The organism is Brevundimonas sp. AVps23W (assembly GCF_058681395.1).
On record NZ_CM178738.1, the window covers coordinates 2,743,963 to 2,758,986 of the forward strand.

The 15,024-nt window shown below is 66.7% G+C and carries 16 protein-coding genes and 1 tRNA gene; 7 read left to right on the forward strand and 10 right to left on the reverse strand.

Annotated elements, in window-relative coordinates; translation table 11 throughout:
• Positions 1-22: 22 nt before the first annotated feature.
• From ACW177_RS13255 to ACW177_RS13300, 10 genes are all read right to left on the reverse strand, one after another.
• Positions 23-3,154: a TonB-dependent receptor gene (locus ACW177_RS13255; protein ID WP_492026157.1), complete on the reverse strand. Its 3,132-nt coding sequence runs from the start codon at positions 3,152-3,154 to the stop codon at positions 23-25.
• Between the two features lie 6 nt (positions 3,155-3,160).
• Positions 3,161-4,135: a FecR family protein gene (locus ACW177_RS13260; protein ID WP_492026158.1), complete on the reverse strand. Its 975-nt coding sequence runs from the start codon at positions 4,133-4,135 to the stop codon at positions 3,161-3,163.
• Complete coding sequence (locus ACW177_RS13265; protein WP_492026159.1) at positions 4,132-4,602, reverse strand: RNA polymerase sigma factor; 471 nt, start codon at positions 4,600-4,602, stop codon at positions 4,132-4,134. The genes ACW177_RS13260 and ACW177_RS13265 overlap by 4 nt, the downstream gene beginning before the upstream one ends.
• Before the next feature lie 309 nt (positions 4,603-4,911).
• A tRNA-Leu gene (locus tag ACW177_RS13270) sits at positions 4,912-4,998 on the reverse strand.
• Positions 4,999-5,046: 48 nt separating this feature from the next.
• Positions 5,047-6,489, reverse strand: coding sequence for a M20/M25/M40 family metallo-hydrolase (locus tag ACW177_RS13275; RefSeq protein ID WP_492026160.1), 1,443 nt, complete (start codon positions 6,487-6,489; stop codon positions 5,047-5,049).
• Positions 6,490-6,531: 42 nt separating this feature from the next.
• Positions 6,532-6,771, reverse strand: coding sequence for a DUF3297 family protein (locus tag ACW177_RS13280; RefSeq protein WP_492026161.1), 240 nt, complete (start codon positions 6,769-6,771; stop codon positions 6,532-6,534).
• A gap of 300 nt (positions 6,772-7,071) precedes the next feature.
• Positions 7,072-7,956, reverse strand: a complete 885-nt coding sequence (locus tag ACW177_RS13285; protein ID WP_492026162.1) for a MotE family protein — start codon at positions 7,954-7,956, stop codon at positions 7,072-7,074.
• 17 nt (positions 7,957-7,973) lie between these two features.
• Positions 7,974-8,567, reverse strand: a complete 594-nt coding sequence (locus tag ACW177_RS13290) for a DUF6468 domain-containing protein (protein ID WP_492026163.1) — start codon at positions 8,565-8,567, stop codon at positions 7,974-7,976.
• Complete coding sequence (gene fliM, locus ACW177_RS13295) at positions 8,567-9,607, reverse strand: flagellar motor switch protein FliM (protein ID WP_492026164.1); 1,041 nt, start codon at positions 9,605-9,607, stop codon at positions 8,567-8,569. The genes ACW177_RS13290 and fliM overlap by 1 nt, the downstream gene beginning before the upstream one ends.
• A 2-nt stretch (positions 9,608-9,609) precedes the next feature.
• The gene (locus ACW177_RS13300) at positions 9,610-10,299 is read right to left on the reverse strand and encodes a flagellar basal body-associated FliL family protein (RefSeq protein WP_492026165.1); all 690 of its coding nucleotides are present in this window, start codon (positions 10,297-10,299) and stop codon (positions 9,610-9,612) included.
• 182 nt (positions 10,300-10,481) lie between these two features.
• Here ACW177_RS13300 and flgF point away from each other — a divergent pair, with 182 nt between their 5' ends.
• The 7 genes from flgF to ACW177_RS13335 all read left to right on the forward strand — a co-directional run bounded on the left by flgF (position 10,482) and on the right by ACW177_RS13335 (position 15,020).
• A complete protein-coding gene (flgF, locus tag ACW177_RS13305; RefSeq protein WP_492026166.1) occupies positions 10,482-11,222 on the forward strand; it encodes a flagellar basal-body rod protein FlgF in 741 nt (246 codons plus the stop codon).
• A gap of 14 nt (positions 11,223-11,236) precedes the next feature.
• Positions 11,237-12,025 (forward strand): flagellar basal-body rod protein FlgG, encoded by a 789-nt coding sequence (gene flgG, locus ACW177_RS13310; RefSeq protein WP_492026167.1) that lies wholly within the window; start codon positions 11,237-11,239, stop codon positions 12,023-12,025.
• 3 nt (positions 12,026-12,028) lie between these two features.
• Positions 12,029-12,643: a flagella basal body P-ring formation protein FlgA gene (locus tag ACW177_RS13315; protein WP_492026168.1), complete on the forward strand. Its 615-nt coding sequence runs from the start codon at positions 12,029-12,031 to the stop codon at positions 12,641-12,643.
• A 12-nt stretch (positions 12,644-12,655) separates the two neighbouring features.
• Positions 12,656-13,390, forward strand: a complete 735-nt coding sequence (gene flgH / locus ACW177_RS13320; RefSeq protein ID WP_492026169.1) for a flagellar basal body L-ring protein FlgH — start codon at positions 12,656-12,658, stop codon at positions 13,388-13,390.
• Positions 13,391-13,494: 104 nt separating this feature from the next.
• A complete protein-coding gene (locus tag ACW177_RS13325; RefSeq protein WP_492026170.1) occupies positions 13,495-13,989 on the forward strand; it encodes a hypothetical protein in 495 nt (164 codons plus the stop codon).
• A gap of 52 nt (positions 13,990-14,041) precedes the next feature.
• Positions 14,042-14,500 (forward strand): hypothetical protein, encoded by a 459-nt coding sequence (locus ACW177_RS13330; protein WP_492026171.1) that lies wholly within the window; start codon positions 14,042-14,044, stop codon positions 14,498-14,500.
• 10 nt (positions 14,501-14,510) lie between these two features.
• Positions 14,511-15,020, forward strand: a complete 510-nt coding sequence (locus tag ACW177_RS13335) for a hypothetical protein (protein WP_492026172.1) — start codon at positions 14,511-14,513, stop codon at positions 15,018-15,020.
• The last annotated feature ends 4 nt before the right edge of the window (positions 15,021-15,024 follow it).

Here is a 15,024-nt window from a genome sequence, read left to right on the forward strand (position 1 = left end):
TAAATCAGGCTCTAAGGGCGGATCAGAAGCTTCGACTGATGGCCAAGCTGATCGTCGGACCGGTGCGAATATATTCGCGCAGGTTCTCCGAACCCGAGCCGAAGGTGTACCAATAGGTATGACCGTTCAGCAGATTGCGGATCTGCAGGGATGCTGACCCGTCGCCCCCCAGCCGCCTGCGCAGGCTGACGTCCACGAAACTGTAGGGCTGTTCGTAGGGATCGTTGGCGAAACTATCCATGCCTTCCAGGAAGCCGGCCTGGCGGCTCCAGCCCACCGCCGCCTCCCATCCCGCGCCCTGCCAGAGCAACTCCAGCGACGCGATCGTTTCCGGGGTTTCCGTGAACGGAAGCTCGTCGCCGGGCCGCCAGGATATGTTGGCGTCGGCGCGGCTGACCTGCCACGTCAGATTGGCGGTCAGCCCCAGACCGTCCAGCGGCGCCGGGGCCCAGTCGAACCCGTGGCGTACCGCCAGTTCGACGCCGCTGATCCGCGCCCATCGCCCATTGACGTAAGCTCGCACCGGCACCCCGTCCTCGGTTCCCTCGTCGGCCAGACCGCCCTCACGGATGGAGCTTGTCGAGGCCCTGTATAGAAAGTTGCGGATGTCCTTGTGAAACAACGCCGCCGACCAACTGGTCGATCGGCCATAGTGTTCGTAGGATAGATCATAGGCCGTGGCCTCCATTGGCAGGAGGTCGGGATTTCCCTCGCGGATCTCGGTAAGCACCCAATCTGACTTCGGGTTGACGTCCCCATCGTCATCGGGATCCTGATCATAAACATATTCGCGAGCACTCGTCATGCGTGCAATGTCCGGTCGCGCGAAGCTGGTCCAGATCGCTGCGCGTAGCACGGAGCTGGCGCTCAGCGCGCGCCTCAGGTGCAGGGACGGAAGGATATTAACGAAATCATTGCTGCTCTGAGCTCTCCCGTCTCCACGAACCGCGTCGAGGACAGGAAAGTGCATTCGCGTGGCGGTGTATTCGACGCGGACCCCGCCCGTCAGCTCGGCGCCGCCCCATCGCGCTGTGCCCATCATGTAGGCGGACAACACCTGTTCAATGACCCGAAAATTCTCCGGATCCTCGTCTGCCTCGTAGTCAGGGTCGATCGTGAAATAATCGCTCTCGCCCCGGTAAGCGCGTTCGATCTCCTCCAGCATCCGCTCGTTGTCGAGCACCACGCCTAGCCGGTAGTCCCCGACATAGCGGCCATCGAACAGGTCCGTAACCGGCGTTCCAAACAGCCCCTCCAGGTCCGCCAAGGTCTGAGGACCGATCAAGTCCGGACGCGTGCCTTCGACACTCTTGCGGGCCGAGCGCATATAGCGCGCGCCTGTTTTGACGGACTCTAGCCACTCGCTGTCGGGCGAATATGTAAAGGCGACTTGGGCCTGGGCGAGGATTTCGGATGTCTTCTCCCAAGTGCTTGTAAGACTTCTGAAGTCGTAGGAAGCCGGATCCTGCACCCCGGCCATTCCCGCTGCGTTCAAACCCCAAAGGCGAAAGCGCGAGTCGCCGGTTTCGATGATCTCCACACCGCTGTTCCCCAGCCAGTTTATGGCGTCGGTCCGGAATTCCAGGGTCGCGCCGTTGTCCAGGTCGTCCACTGATCGCGACAGAGACACGTCATACTCGACCTCCCAAGCACCGCCCCAACGCCGCCCGCCCAGCGTCATCGACGATAAGAGACCAGATTCCTGAGTCGCCTCCCAAAACCGCCGCAACCGAAAGCCCATCGGATCCCAAACCCCCGAAGCCCCAGCGATGCTGTACACGGACCGGGACACGCGATCTGCGTCAGTAATAATCCCGTCCCCATCAACATCCTTCATCTCGGACACCGAGTAGGAATAGATGCGGCCCAGGACGGGATCGGACCCGATGACGGCGTCATCCGGCTGGGCCAGGCCCGTGAGCGTCTCATCCACCTGCAAGAGCCGCTCCGATCCTTTCGCGTTATCGTTGCGGAAGTTGAGGCGGTTCCGATATTCCTCGCCTTCATAGCGGTTGTACTGTACCCGCAGGTGGAGCTCCTGCTGCGGCCCTCGCCAATCGAGGCTGCCGTTCAGCCCCAGCCGGCGCACGCGCGTTTCGCCGAAGGCGAGCTCCATGCCGCGCATGACGAAGCTGTCGAAATCCCATCCCGTCGAATAGACTGTCTCGTACCAGGTCGAAGGCATATCGTCGCTGTCGCCCCCGACCATCTCGAACTGCGATCGGGTGTCGCTCCAGTTGGCGGCGAAGAACAGGCCCAGTCGATCCGAGAAGCGATGCGACACCGCCACGGCCAGCTTTTCCGATCCCGGCTGATCGAACCGCATCAGCCAGCCGGTCTCCGCCGACACACGCACATAGTCGTGCGCAGCGTCGAACGCCGTAGGGGTCTCAATATCGATCAGTCCGCCCAGGGCGTCGCCGTCCAGATCGGGCGTCAGGGTCTTGCGGACGATCAGGCTCTGCACCCCCTCCGGCGGCAGATAGCTGAGGCGGACGCCGCGATAGAATTTGTCCTCCCGCGAGCCCGCCCCGCCCAGCCGCACCCCATTGATGCGATAGGCGTTCCATTCGGTGGACATGCCCCGCACCGTCAGCCGGTCGCCCTCGCCCGTCTGATGATTGCGAACGGCGTTGACGCCCGGCAGTCGGGCCAGGCTTTCGGCGATATTGCTGGTCGGCAGCAGGCCCTGGTCGTCGGCGCTGACGACGTCGCTGACGCCGTCATAATCGCGCTTGATCTCAAGCGCCTGCTGGATCGCGCCCCGGCGCCCCAGGACCACGACTTCTTCCAATTCGGCCGAGGGCGGCGGTTCGGAAGGCGTGACCGCGTCGGCGCGCTCCACGATCAGCGTGTCGCCCACCATGCGGCTGCGCAGGTCGGGATTGCCGGCCAGCAGACGGGTCAGGGCGGCCCCTGCCGTGGTTCGTCCCCTGACGTCCTGGGCGGTTCGACCGCGCACCAGGTCCGCGTCGGCGATGACGGCCACCCCCGCCTGCCGCGACAGATCGCGAAGCGCCTCCGCCAGAGGACCGGCCGAGATCTGGAACCGCCGAACCTGGACAGCCGAAGGCTCAGCCGCCGCCGCCGTTCCCCACAGCATCGCGCCCGCCAGCAACGCTGCGCCCAGAACAGATGCCCGTCCCGGCTTCACGCTCGCTCACCGGTCGATCAGCAGACGGCCAGAGGCGTCCTTGCGTAAGGCCAGCCCCTGCATGTCCGCAACGACCGCCAGAACCTTTTCCGGATGGGCCGTCCCGAACCGCCCGCTGATCCGCCGTTTGGCCAGGTCAGGATCAACGAAACCGGCGCGCAGACCGGGCGACTGGCGTTCAAGCTCCAACAGCAGGTCAGACAGCGTCATGTCTTCGGCGTCGATCCAGCCCTGGGTCCAGTCGGGCGTATCCGCCGCCGTATCCAGACGCGTGACGGCGGCCGCCCCAAGCCCGCCGTCCTGAGCCAACAGGCGCCCGCCGGCGCCGAGCACCCGGCGCTGGTCCGGATGTTTCAGCGCGACTACCTCGACCCGGCCTTCCAGGACGCTGACCTCGACCGCTCCGCCGCTGCGTTCATCGACGTTGAAACGAGTTCCAAGCGCAGTGATCCGGTGGGTCGCCGTAAAGACCGAGAAGGGCCGTCTTGCGTCCTTGGCCACCGAAAAGAAGCCTTCGCCCTTCAAATAGACGTCGCGGCGTTCGGCGCCGAAGGCCGTCCGCACATTGCTGTCGCCGTTCAGCCGAACAGAAGATCCGTCTTCCAAGGACGCCTGCACAGTCTGGCCGGCGGCTCCCACGAGCGTCTCGTGCACAAGACCGCGCGGCGAAGGCCAGACCAGGACAGCCACGACGGCCGCAGCGGCCAGCGCGCCGAACCCCGCCGCCCAGACCGGCCGGGGCGTCAGTCGCCAGGCCTTGCGGACAGGTCGGACGCCGTCGGCGGCCACCATCCGCATCGCCGCCGCCAAGGCCGGGTCGCTCAGCAGCCTCTCATGAAGATCCAGCACCTCAAGGCGTTCGGGCCCCGCAGCGAGCCAGTCGTCGAGACGACGGGCTTCATCCGCATCGAGCGGCCCACGCCTGCGGCGGTCCGCCCACAACGCCGCCTGTTCCTCGGTGGTGCGCCGTCCATCTCTCATCGGGCGCGCTCCGTATCCATAGCGCGACGCACGTCAATGACCGCCCTGCTGAAGTGTTTCTGTGCGGCCTCGACGGAGATGTCGAGCCGGTCCGCGATCTGCGCATAGCCGAGGTCGGCGGACTGGCGAAGGACAAAGACCTCGCGCCTGAGAGGTGGCATGGCCCGCAGGGCGCGGGCATACAGGTCGGCTCGCTGCTTCATATCCAGAACCTCGAACGGAGATGGATCGGCCGAGGCCAGGTCGTCGGCGATCTCGTCCTCGCCGCCACGAGCGCCCGACCGCCCCTTGTCGCTGAGCAGGTTGAGCGCCACACGAAAGGCATAGGCCACCGGGTCCTTCAGCGACCCGCCGCGCGAGCGCGCCAGGACGCGGGCATAGGCCTCCTGGCTGATGTCATCCGCATCTGCGTCGTTTCGCACGCGACTTCTGACGAAGGCGCGCAGACGCAGGGCGTTCTTCGCCAACTCCCCCGCCCCTGGATCCTGAACCGCCATTCGCACCCCACTGGCTGGGGCTTCTAAGGCTCAACAGTGACGTTCAGAAAACAGAGCGACGAAAAATCCGCTGGAGCAAAGGCATGGCCCGCGAAGACCTCATGGCCGGCCGCGCATCAGATTCAATCGCTGCTAGACACGCCATTGCAGGCGTCAGAACCGAAGGGATCATCCATTCGGCGATCAAAGACAGGACACATCCGCCCGTCCTTGTCGGTTGACGGCCCCGTTAAAGGCTACACATTCAACAAAATCAGTTAGATACGGCCATGGCTCAGGTGGTGCGGGCGGCCGGGGTCGAACCGGCAAGGGCTTGCGCCCGGCAGATTTTAAGTCTGCTGCGTCTACCAGTTTCGCCACGCCCGCGAGCCGGTCCGGCTCTATAGCCAGAACCGACCCGCGGGGCCAAGCGGCTCAGTGCGCGGGAGCGGTCGAAGTGGTGGACCGCATGGCGCGGAAATCGACGTCGGAATCGGCGATCAGCCAGACCAGGCCCGCCCAGGCGGCGACGTTCTGGCTCAGCTGGGCCGGGTCGATCTTGTCCAGGGTGTCGTTGGCGGTGTGGTGCAGGTCGAAATAGCGGGTTCCGTCCTGGGCCAGGCCGAAGAAGGGCACGCCGAGCGGGCCCAGGGGGCCGACATCGACGCCGCCCTCGGTCTCGACACGATCCGAGGCCAGGACGCCGATCGGATAGAGAACCCGTGTCGCCGCCTTCTGGAAGTCCGACCCTTGAGCGCCGGCGGGCAGTCGAAGAGCGTAGACCCGGTCGGCGCCGAAGTCGCTTTCGCCGGCGATGATATGCTTCTCCGCCGCCGCCCCCAGAGCGCGGGCGTAGACGCCGCCGCCGTTGCCGGTCTGGGGCGTCGGCTGGGCCACTTCTTCGGAACCGTAGAAGATCACCCGGATGGTGCGGGCGGGACGGCGGCCGCTCTCGGCGATAGCCTTGGCCGCCGCGACCGTGATGGCGCCGCCCGCCCCGTCGTCGATGGCCCCGGTGCCCAGATCCCAGCTGTCCATATGCGAGCCCAGAACGACGATCTCGTCCGGCCGGGTCGCGCCGGGCAGGTCGCCGATGACATTCTGGCTGTGGGTCTCATAGGTGTGGGCGGTCGAGGTCAGGCGCATCCGCATCGGTTCGCCCAGGGCGATCAGGCGACTGACCTGATCGGCGTCCGGCGCGGACAGGGCGAAGGACGGGATGGTCGGCTTGCCGTCCACATAGCGGGTCGTGCCGGTGTGGGGCATGCGATCCTCATCCGAGCCGACCGACCGCATGACGAAGGCCGACGCCCCCTTGGCCGCCGCCACGCCGGGGCCGGCGCCGCGCACCCGGGTCTGGGGTCCATAGCCGGAGCCGTCCTGCATCGGGTGCATCTGGCCCAGATCGACATAGACGATCTTGCCGCGAACGGCGGCGTCGGGCGCGGCTTGAAGGTCTTCAAGGCTGGAGAAACGCACCACGTCCGCCTCGACCCCGCCGCGCGGCGTGGCGGGCGAATGGCCCAGGGCGGCGGCGACCAGCGACTGGGCGTTCTTGCCGACGATGGCGGCGGAGCCTTCGCCCCGCTCCCAGCCGACCAGCGGGAACTGCTCGATGCGGACATTCTGGAAGCCGTGGGCGCGCAGATAGTCGGCGGCCCAGGCGGCGGCGTCCTGCTCGGACTTCGACCCCGCCGGCCGCGCGCCGAAGCGGGTGGTCAGCTGGGTGACATAGTCCAGGGCGATGTTCGACGTCAGGGCGGCGTCGCGGACCGCGATGGCCCGTTCCACGGTCGCGGCGTCCTGGGCCGAAGCTTGAGGCGCGAGGGCGGCGAAACCGAGCGCAAAGGCGCTGACGGTCAGCAGGCGAAGGGACATCGGCAGACTCCGGACTGGGGAAGACCGCGACCCTAGAAAGACTCAGCCGTTCTGGAAATAGGGTTCGACCGGACCCTGCAATTTGACGGTCAGAGCCTTGCCCTTGCGGTCAACCCGATTGCCCAGCGCAAGCCGCACCCAGCCCTCGGAGACGCAGTATTCCTCGACATTGGTCTTTTCCTCGCCCTTGAAGCGAATGCCGACGCCACGTTGCAGCACATCCGCGTCGTGGAAGGGGCTGGACGGATCGACGGAAAGGCGGTCGGGGGGCGTGTCGGACATGATCGTTCGGCGGCTCGAATATCGGGAAGGCGCGGTGATAGCCGCGCGCGGCCCTGATGCCAACCGAAACCGCCGATCAGCGGCCTATGACCATCTGGATGGCCAGGACCGCCAACCCGTAGAGGGCGCCGAACAGGCCGAAGATCAGGGGCCGCCGCAGGCGGTGAGCAAGATAAAGCAATTCGCCGATCATGTCGGACCTCCACCATCAAGTCGCCCTCTGCCGGGGCGTGGGTGGATAATCGGCTGAAATGGTTAGCCTGTCGGTTCAGCCGGACTAGGGATGAGTCCGGATGCGGCTCACTGCACCGTCTGGCGTGGCTGGGCGTTGTCCCCGCCGGACGGCTGGTAGGCTTGCGGCCCCGCAGCGGGGGGCGTCGCAGCCGGGGCCGCAGCACGGCGGGCGGGCCGGCGCGCCGCAGGACGCGGCGCCTGACGCGCTGGCGCTGCGGCAGGCGCGGCGACGGGCGTGACAGTTGGGGCGGCCGCCTGACCGGGGGCCGGGTTCTGGGCGTCCTGCGCCGCCGGCGGCGGCGTGGCGGCCTCGGCGGCGGCGGCGCGGGCGGCCATCCGCTGTGCCTGGAAGCGGGCGGCCAGTTTTTCCGTCAACTCCTTGGCCTGGGCCGGCGTCATCTGGGCCATGATGGCGGCCAGGGTGCGCGGGCGCATGGCGGCGGCGACGGGAAGGCGCACACGATCCTCCAGCGTGGCCAGGACCGGGGCGGCTTCCTTGGGCCGCATGGCGGAATAGACCTGGACCAGGCGGTCGATCTCGGCCTTCTCGCGCTCGTCGACCTGACCCAGCATCTGCTTCATCTCGGCCTTCAGCGCTTCGAGCGCCTTGACCTTCGCATCGAGTTTCTGTTCGGCGGCGACCATCAGCGGCAGGGTAGTGGCGAAGTCCTGATCGCGGGCGTCCAGCTCGGTGCGGCGCGCCGACAGGGACTGGATGATCTTCAGTTCGGCCGGGGATATGCCCGCCTGCTGAGCCAGCTGTTCCGGCGACAGGGCGCAAGTGCCCGGCAGGGCCGGCTTGGGCGGCGCGCCCGCAGCGGCCGGCGCAGCCTCCTCGGCCCAGGCCTTGGCGCCTTCGAACAGGCCCGGCGCGACGCCGATGGCGCGCACCGCGACGACGCCGCCGATGGCGACGGCGATCAGGGGCAGAAGGCGGGGGATACGGGCCATGGATTGGGGTTCCGAACTCAGGCGGCGAACAGATCGTCGTCAAGATTACGACGCGCGGCGTTGAGGCTTTGTTTTGCAGTGTGGTTAGCAGAGCCGGCGGCCGTCAGGGCCTGGACGATGGCGGCGACGTTATCGCGTCCACCGGGCGCCGCCGCGCGACGTCCGCCGGCCTGGGCTTTCGCAGGCTTGGCCATGCCCTGGATCCTGTCGGCGAGCGCAGCCATGCGACGGGCGCGTTCTTCGTCGTCATTGACCAACGCGGTCGATGCCGCCACGGCCGGCGCCAGTTCCCGATCTCGTTCAAGCGCGGGGGCCGGTGCTTCAGCCGGGGTCGAGACGGGGGCGCGAGCGATCAGGGTCTCGAGCTGTTGCTTGACCTCGCGCGCCTTGATGATGCGGTCATGAAGCAGATCGGTCTCCTGGCCCGAGGCGCGCAGGGTCGCCAGCGCCGCCTCGGCGCGCCCGGCGGCCGTGTTCAACTCGGTCACAGCCTGGGCGAAGGCCACCTGACCAGCGCGCAGGGTCGCCAGCTTGCGCTCCAGCTTGATCCCGTAGCCCACCGCCGCGACCAGCAGCAGCATCAGCACCGCGTCCATGATCATGCCGGCCATCAGCGGGCTCCTCTTATCCGGGCGGCGGTCTCGGGATTGACCGGCGCCTCGATGCGCACGGCGATATGCTGGCCTTTTCGGCCCATGCGTCCCGTCGTCAGCGGGATCGACCCGGCGCGGATCGAGACTTCCGAATCCGGCGTGGCGTTCAGCATCATCGTGTCGCCGACCTTCAGGTTCAGCACGGTGGACAGGGGCATCATCTGCTCGTCCAGCACGGCGCGGACCTCGGTCTCGGTCGTCCAGAGCTCGGTGGCCAAGTGGCCTTCCCAGATGTTGTCGCGACCGAACTTCTCGCCCATGAACTGCTGCAGCAGCATTTTCCGGATCGGTTCCAAGGTCGCATAGGGCAGAAGAAGCTCGATTCGGCCGCCGCGGTCTTCCATGTCGATGCGCAGCTTGATCAAAATAGCGGCGTTGGCCGGCCGTGCGATCGCCGCGAACCGAGGATTGGTCTCCAGTCGGTCAAGGTTGAAGGTCACCGGCGTCAGGGGCTCGAAGGCCTGGCGGGCGTCATTCAGCACCACCTCGACCATCCGCTGCACCAGCACCCGTTCGATGGTGGTGTAGGGCCGCCCCTCGATCCGCAGCGCCGCCGTTCCGCGACGACCGCCCAGCAGCACGTCGACGATCGAATAGATCAGGTTGGAATCGACCGTCAGCAGACCATAGTTGTCCAACTGCTCAGCCCGGAACACGGCAAGGATGGCCGGCAGAGGGATGGAGTTCAGATAGTCGCCGAAACGAATGGACGAGATATTGTCCAGCGACACCTCGACGTTGTCGGAGGTGAAATTGCGCAGCGAGGTCGTCATCAACCGCACCAGGCGGTCGAATACGATCTCTAGCATCGGCAGGCGCTCGTACGAGACCAGCGCCGAGTTGATGATGGCGCGAATGCCGGATCTTTCGGAACCGTCGTCGTCGCCCAGATCGAAGCCCAGCAGGCTGTCGATCTCGTCCTGGTTCAGCACGCGCTCGGCGATGGCGTCTGCGGGATCGCCCATGCCGCCGAAAGAATTGAGTGAGGTGTCGGTCATGCCTACTGGACCAGCATTTCTTCGATCAACACGGCGTCGATCTTGCCGGGCGCGGCGACCAGGTTGATGCGGCGCAGAAGCTCAGCGCGCAGCTGATAGGTGCCCGCTGAACCGCTCAGATCCTCGGGGCGAAGCTCGCGGACGAAGCCGGTGAACATGTCCTGAAGGCGCGGCAATTCGGACTGGAGCTGGGTCGCCAACTCGGCGTCATGCATTTCCAGGGTCAGCTTCAGCTTCAGATAGGTCGGCCGGCCGTCGGCCGACTGGATGTTCATGACCATGTCCGGCAGGGTGTAGAAGGTGACGCCGTCGGGCCCTTCGGCGATCTTGCCCAGCGACGGGTCGGCCTCGCCGCCCTCGGCGGGCGCTCCGTGCCCCCCGCCCTCTTCCTTCTTTGCTTCCTTGCCGTGGCCTCCCGCCTCAGCCTTTTTCTCGCCGTGACCGCCTGCGGCCTCTTCCCCGTGACCTTCCGCCGCCTCTTCGCCATGGGCTTCGGCGGCCGGCTTGGGCTGCATCAGGAAGAAGGCTGCGGCGCCCCCTCCTCCCAGGACCAGCAGGGCGACCGGGGCGATGATGAACAGGATCGGCAGCTTCTTTTTCTTCGGCGCGCCCTCTTCGCCCTCGGCGCCTTCCGCATCGGCGGGCGCGTCGGCTTCGGCGTTCGGGTCGCCCTTCTTCTTGCCAAACTTCATTATGCGCTCGCCCCAGAGAATCTCATGGGGAAGATCGGCCGGGCTTGGTTAACGCGACGTTTACAAACGGCAGATTTTGCCGGGCTACGGGGCGCCCCTTATGGCGCAAACCCGCATTCCGCCTCGATTAACCCTGTTGGCACGACCGTTGCGAGGAGGATTTGCGAAGGAGCACGCCTCTCGTGGAAAACGCCGCCTATATCGGATTGTCCCGTCAGATGACGCTGCGCCGCGAACTCGACATCGTGGCCAACAACGTCGCCAACGCCGACACCACCGGATTCAAGGTCGAACAGCTGATGGTCGGCACCGAAGTGGGCCAGCGGGCCCGCAACGACTCCATCCGCCCCTCGGCCAGCTTCGTGCTGGACAACGGCGTCGGTCGCGACTTCGGCCAGGGCTCGATGACCGAAACCGGCCGCCCCCTCGACTTCGCCATCGCCGGCGAGGGCGCATTCTTCACCGTCCGCGACGGCGCGGCCGGCGAGGCCTACACCCGCGACGGGGCCTTCACTGTGGATGCGGAAGGCCGACTGACGACCAAACAGGGTCAGGCCGTACTGGGCGGCGGCGCGGAAATCGTGCTCGACCCGGCGCTGGGCGCGCCGTCGGTCGGGGCGGACGGCACCATCACCCAGGACGGTCAGATCACGGGTCGCCTGTCCGTCGTCCGCTTCGATACCCTCGCTGTGCTCGAGAAGAGCGGCGACGGCCTGTACCGCAACAGCTCCAACACCCAGCCGGTCGAGGCCAATGACGCCCAGATCCACCAGGGGTCGCTGGAGGCGTCGAACGTCAACACCCTGACCGAAATCACCAACCTCATCGAGATCAGCCGCGCTTACGAAAGCATCACCCGGATGATCGAAAACACCACCGACCTTAGCCGTCGCGCCGTCGAGCGCCTCGGCAAGGCCGCTTAAAGGAGAGCCGAACAATGCGCGCGCTCAGAACCGCAGCCTCGGGCATGGCCGCCCAACAGCTGAACGTGGAGGTCATCTCCAACAACATCGCCAACATGAATACGGTTGGCTTCAAGATGCAGCGCGCCGAGTTCCAGGACCTGCTGTATCAAAACGTCGAGCGGATGGGCGCGCAGTCGTCCAGCCAGGGCACCGTCGTCCCGACCGGCATCCAGATCGGCGCGGGCGTCAAGGCCGGCGCCGTATACCGCGTGACCGAACAGGGCACGCCGACGCAGACCGGCAACGACTACGACATGGCCATCGACGGCCAGGGCTATTTCCAGATCACCCTGCCCTCGGGCGAGATCGCCTATACCCGCGCCGGCAATCTGCAGGTCAATCAGGAAGGCCAGATCGTCACCGACGACGGCTACGCCCTGGAACCGGCGATCACCATTCCGCAAGACTCAGTCGACGTCACCATCTCCAAGTCGGGCCTGGTCCAGGTGACCCAAGACGGCCAGACCGCCCCGACCACGGTGGGGCAGATCGAGCTGGCCACCTTCTTCAACGAGGCGGGCCTAGAGGCCATCGGCGACAACCTGCTGCTTGAGACCGCCGCCTCGGGCGCCGCCAATGTCGGCACTCCGGGCGACTCCGGCTTCGGGCAGATCCTGCACGGCTACACCGAATCCTCTAACGTCGATTCCGTTTCCGAGGTCAGCGCCCTGATCGTGGCGCAGCGGGCTTACGAGATGAACTCCAAGGTGATCTCCACCGCCGACGAAATGTTGTCGGTGACCGCCCAGGTTAAGGGCTAAGCCATGATCTTCATCAGACGCTCCCTCCTCCTCGCCCTCGCCGTCGGCGGCGCCCTCTCGGGCGCGGCCTTCTCCGGCGCCGCCTGGGCGGGCGCCGTCTCGCTGAAGTCGAACCCGGTCGATGACGACGGCCGCGTCACCCTGGGCGACATCTTCGACGGCGCGGGCGCAGCGGCGAATGTGGTGGTCGCACAGCGTGTCGGCCCCTCGGTCGTTCTGGAAGCCGGCCAGTTGCAGGCCCAGGCGCGGCAGGCCGGATTGCACTGGGATAATCCCAATGGTCTGCGGCGCATCGCGGTTCGCCAGTCCTCCGGTCCGGTTCAGCCCACGCGCGCCGCGACGGCCGACCAGACCCCGTCGCGGACCGCCGCTGTCGCCGCAGGCCAGCAGGTGATCGCCCGCAACGACATGGTGCGCGTCACCTATCAGGTCGGCGGCGTGAACCTCAGCGTCATGGGCAAGGCCATGCGAAACGCCGTCCTGGGCGAGCCCGTGGCCGTGCTGAACACCAACTCCAACCGTATCATCGACGCGGTCGCCTCCGGTCCCGGACAGGCCGTCGCCGGCCCCGCCGCCGAGACGGCCCGCGCCGATTTCCAACAACTCGCCGCCCGCTAGGGAAACCTCGTCATGCGCAACATCCTGACCGTCGCCGCTGTCGCCGCCTCGCTCGGCGCCTGTTCCACCGCCGTCGAGACCGTCCGCGGCCCGCAACTGGCGCCCATCGGCTATCCGGCCGCCCTGGTGCCGGCTCAGCAGGCCTATATGGCCGGCCCCGGAATGCGGACCGAAGCCACGCCCGCCAGCGCCAACAGCCTGTGGCGTGTCGGGGCTCGCACCTTCTTCGGCGATCAGCGCGCCCGGCGCGTGGGCGACATTCTGACGGTCAATATCGACATAGACGACAGCGCCCAGACCCAGAACTCGACCACACGGGCGCGGTCGAACGACTCGTCCGCCGGGGTCTCCAACCTGTTCGGCCTGGAAAGCAGCCTCGGCCGCGTCTTCCCCGGCGGTTTCGACGCGGCCAACATGGTGGGGATGGAAGGAGAGAGCAACGCATCGGGCTCGGGCTCCGTGTCCCGCTCCGAAAAAGTCTCCCTGACCGTCGCCGCCGTGGTGACCGAGGTCCTGGCCAACGGCAATATGGTCATCCAGGGTCGGCAAGAAGTGCGCACCAACCGCGAGGTCCGCGAGCTGACCGTCGCCGGCATCGTGCGGCCGGAGGACATTTCCTCGGCCAACGCCATCAACCACACCCAGATCGCCGAAGCCCGCATCTCCTACGGCGGTCGCGGCGACATCAGCCGGATGCAGGCCACTCCGGCGGCCCAGAGCCTGGTGGAGCGCTTCAGCCCGTTCTGACTGCTCGTCGGTGATGCTGCGGCGCCACGGACGGGGATTCATTAAAGCTGAGCCATGAACTCTTAATACGTACCCGCGTTTGCTCGTCATACGCGAGTAATGACATGTTCAAGCTTCTGATCCCTGCCGCCGCCGCCGTCGCCCTGGTCGCCTTCGCCGCCAGCACGGAATCGGTCGGGTCTTTTGCTGTGGAGCCTGCGTCCGCACCAGCCCCGATTCAGGCCTCCGCCATGGGCTGGCATCTCAGCCACGAGGGCGCGATGGCGAAGCTGGCCTATGGCCTGAAGAACTCCGACCAGCTGGCCCTGATGGTCACCTGCTCGCCGGGGGATTCAACCGCCGTGGTCTATGGCGACGTCCAGCCTGACACCCCACGCCTGATCCCGACCTCGCACGGGCCTGCTCCGATTGATCCTGTCAGCGGCGGAGACGCGATCGAGACCCGCCTGGCCCTCCATGACGCCAGCCTGACCGGCCTCGCGTCCGACGGCGTTCTGCGCGTTCAAGGCGAGGCCGGAACCTTCGCCCTGCGCGCAAGCGCCGACGAACGCCGGATGATTGCAGGGTTTCTTACCTATTGCGGATCGTCACGCGCTTGACGAAATGGGTGGGGGCGCTGTTTTGCGCCGGACCGTCAGCGGGGGCTGATCGATGAGCTTCATCCTATCGGCTGTGCTGGCGCTCAGCCTGCAAGCGCACGCGCCGCAAACGACCTCGCCTTCCGCCTGGACCTGGACGCTGTACGAGGGCGAGGGTCCTATCGTCTTGGCCAACGAACTGCCCGACACGCCGGATCTGAAGGCCACGCTCGAATGTGCGCCGGGGTCCAGCGTTGTGGACGTCGCCGTCTATGAGCCTGGCGGCAGGCGGTCCCCAGCCCCGCCCGGCTTCGCCCGCCTGACCTCGGGCGCCGTGACAACGACGAGCGAGGCCCGCGTCGGCCGGGGCGGTCGGGTGGAGATCACCCTGCGCACCGATCACCCCCTGTTCGCGGCCTTCGTCGGGTCGGGCGACATGTCCGTCATGGCCGGCGACCGGACGCTCACGGTCAAGGTGGATCGGGTCCACCTTGCCAAGCTGCGCCGCTTCGCGGATCGTTGCGCGGGATAGGGGAACCCGAATGCGCCAGATCACCTGCCTGTTGAAAATCCTGCCGCCGGTGCTGGCCCTGTCGGCCCTCGCGGCCTGCGCCACCCCCGGCCCTGGTTCGGGGCCGACAGTGAACGCCGGCGCCCCCGCGCCCCTGCCGAATTACGACTGGCACCTTAATCTGGAACCGCAGGAGGCGGGGCTGGCCTATGGGGTCGCCAACAGCGACGAGGTGAAGCTTCAGCTGCGCTGCGCGACCGGATCGGGCGCGCTCAGCCTCGCCGCCATGCTGGAAAAGCCGTCCCGCCAACTGCACCTGGAATCCGGCGGCGACACCGAACGCTATGCCGCCGTGTCCGAAGACGCCGGCATCACCGACGGCCACTACGCCCAGGCTGACGCCAAGACCAAGGATCCGGTCTTCCAGCGCTTCCGTCGACTGGGTTGGATCGCCGTCTGGGACGGTGAAACGCGGCGGACCTATGCGGCCCATCCGCAGTCGCTGGGCGACATCGAACGCTTCTTCGTCGCCTGCGATTGAACGG

What these genes read in the sequence shown, in the direction of transcription:
- ACW177_RS13260 (WP_492026158.1), bottom strand. Translation starts at nt 4,135, where the DNA reads ATGAGAGATGGACGGCGCACCACCGAGGAACAGGCGGCGTTGTGGGCG.
- ACW177_RS13275 (WP_492026160.1), bottom strand. Translation starts at nt 6,489, where the DNA reads ATGTCCCTTCGCCTGCTGACCGTCAGCGCCTTTGCGCTCGGTTTCGCC.
- ACW177_RS13280 (WP_492026161.1), bottom strand. Translation starts at nt 6,771, where the DNA reads ATGTCCGACACGCCCCCCGACCGCCTTTCCGTCGATCCGTCCAGCCCC.
- ACW177_RS13285 (WP_492026162.1), bottom strand. Translation starts at nt 7,956, where the DNA reads ATGGCCCGTATCCCCCGCCTTCTGCCCCTGATCGCCGTCGCCATCGGC.
- ACW177_RS13290 (WP_492026163.1), bottom strand. Translation starts at nt 8,567, where the DNA reads ATGGCCGGCATGATCATGGACGCGGTGCTGATGCTGCTGCTGGTCGCG.
- fliM (WP_492026164.1), bottom strand. Translation starts at nt 9,607, where the DNA reads ATGACCGACACCTCACTCAATTCTTTCGGCGGCATGGGCGATCCCGCA.
- ACW177_RS13300 (WP_492026165.1), bottom strand. Translation starts at nt 10,299, where the DNA reads ATGAAGTTTGGCAAGAAGAAGGGCGACCCGAACGCCGAAGCCGACGCG.
- flgG (WP_492026167.1), top strand. Translation starts at nt 11,237, where the DNA reads ATGCGCGCGCTCAGAACCGCAGCCTCGGGCATGGCCGCCCAACAGCTG.
- ACW177_RS13315 (WP_492026168.1), top strand. Translation starts at nt 12,029, where the DNA reads ATGATCTTCATCAGACGCTCCCTCCTCCTCGCCCTCGCCGTCGGCGGC.
- flgH (WP_492026169.1), top strand. Translation starts at nt 12,656, where the DNA reads ATGCGCAACATCCTGACCGTCGCCGCTGTCGCCGCCTCGCTCGGCGCC.
- ACW177_RS13325 (WP_492026170.1), top strand. Translation starts at nt 13,495, where the DNA reads ATGTTCAAGCTTCTGATCCCTGCCGCCGCCGCCGTCGCCCTGGTCGCC.
- ACW177_RS13330 (WP_492026171.1), top strand. Translation starts at nt 14,042, where the DNA reads ATGAGCTTCATCCTATCGGCTGTGCTGGCGCTCAGCCTGCAAGCGCAC.
- ACW177_RS13335 (WP_492026172.1), top strand. Translation starts at nt 14,511, where the DNA reads ATGCGCCAGATCACCTGCCTGTTGAAAATCCTGCCGCCGGTGCTGGCC.